General features: G+C 43.8%; 3 protein-coding genes. All 3 read right to left on the reverse strand.

Features of this window, described 5'->3' with window-relative positions; all coding sequences use genetic code 11:
• Positions 1 to 207, reverse strand: a 207-nt coding sequence (locus NF543_RS25175) for a hypothetical protein (protein WP_257670966.1), incomplete at its 3' end; no start/stop codon positions are given.
• 142 nt (positions 208 to 349) lie between these two features.
• A complete protein-coding gene (locus tag NF543_RS25180; protein WP_257670967.1) occupies positions 350 to 856 on the reverse strand; it encodes a hypothetical protein in 507 nt (168 codons plus the stop codon).
• Between the two features lie 7 nt (positions 857 to 863).
• On the reverse strand, positions 864 to 1,494 hold a 631-nt coding region (locus tag NF543_RS25185), incomplete at its 5' end, for a hypothetical protein (protein WP_257670968.1).

The following is a 1,494-nucleotide window of genomic DNA, read 5'->3' on the forward strand; positions in this document are numbered from 1 at the left end:
CGATACAATCTTGCCGCCGCGGTAACGCCAGCCATTGATCAGGGTCCCGTCAAGTTTGTAGAACAGCACGTCGCCCTCGAAAGCGGGATCTCGCTTGAAGTAGCTATTCTTGCTGATTTTTCCGCCATTACGAAGATACGCATAAGTCCCCACAAAAACCATCAGGAAGCTGCGGGTATGGCCGCTCCGCAGGTCTTTGTGCACCATCGGCTTGGCCGTGTTACAGATGGAACGCGAACCTAGCCAGTATCGGCATATGCGGCAAATACTTAACCGCACGGTGCGCCGCCTGGCGTCCATAGTTCTCTAAGAACTTCACATATCCCCCAAATTTGCGGAATAGCATTTTTTATTGTTCCAATTTCATAATGGGAAGCGCTATATTGCTCTTATGACGCAGAAACGGTATATCTTTTAAGGGCAAAAGTTCGTCTTTATCCTTTTCAAACAAACTATACCTTACAACTTTATAATATTCAAGTTGGGTGGGCAATGCGCTCCTCATGATATTCAACGTTACATCTACATGAAAATAGTTATATCCTAAATTTTTACTATAAAATGCAGAGTCTCGTCCTATGGCTACATCCAAAAAGCTCAGGTAATCGCTGCTTCTGGGACCATGCTTTATTTTTTGGATCTGTGCACGGTACAACTTTTCTACGGAATCTCTTTTAGCGATATACTTGCTGTCTTTTTCTGAAGATAATTTATACGAATCAAACCTGGCACTATAATCCATAAGTTTTAGCAACTCTATTTTGAGTTCCTTCGTATCTTCTTTGGTTTGGCAGAACCCTTTGTTCAATGATGCCGATGCCATCAACATCAATAATGCATTACTTAACAGTTTCATAGTCTTTCTAATTATTTGGACGATAATAAATTCTTGATGGGCGGGTTGCCCCATTTATCACAACACTTGGTTCAGTTGGCCCGTAACTCGGCGGAACATCACGCGGATGGTGTTCCACTGGCTCGTAAACGCCAAATCTGCTGCTCACTTTAGTCGCATACCCCTCGGAATCCACTTCCGTAACAATACCGGAGTGTCTTAACGCATAACTGGATTCGTCAACCCAGATAAAATAGCTTACCCTATCGCCTACTTGGATCCCTGAACCATACGGAAGTTCCGTGTAATTCGATCTATCGGGAGGGGCGATAAATTTTGTCCATGGGGATTCATAAGAATTCGGATCACTATTAGGGCCAAACGCATAATAGTGACAATTGGAAACTTCTATATTCGGAATCCGCTGTCCATTCGCATCCAAAATATAATTACCATTTTCATCCTCTAAGTACCAATTGTTTACCAACTCCAAATGGTCTTTATAAGAATCATCATTAGTTAAAAGATCTCGCCATGGAGTAGATGCAGGCGGCTTATCCCCTCCATCACGTTGTTGGCCTGGATTAGGCCAAGGATCTGGATCCGGGTACCCCGGATCGTAAGGATCGTACGGGTCATATGGGTCATCAACCCAGACG

The organism is Parapedobacter tibetensis (assembly GCF_024704835.1).
GTDB classification, from domain to species: Bacteria; Bacteroidota; Bacteroidia; order Sphingobacteriales; family Sphingobacteriaceae; genus Parapedobacter; species Parapedobacter tibetensis.

What these genes read in the sequence shown, in the direction of transcription:
- NF543_RS25180 (WP_257670967.1), bottom strand. Translation starts at nt 856, where the DNA reads ATGAAACTGTTAAGTAATGCATTATTGATGTTGATGGCATCGGCATCA.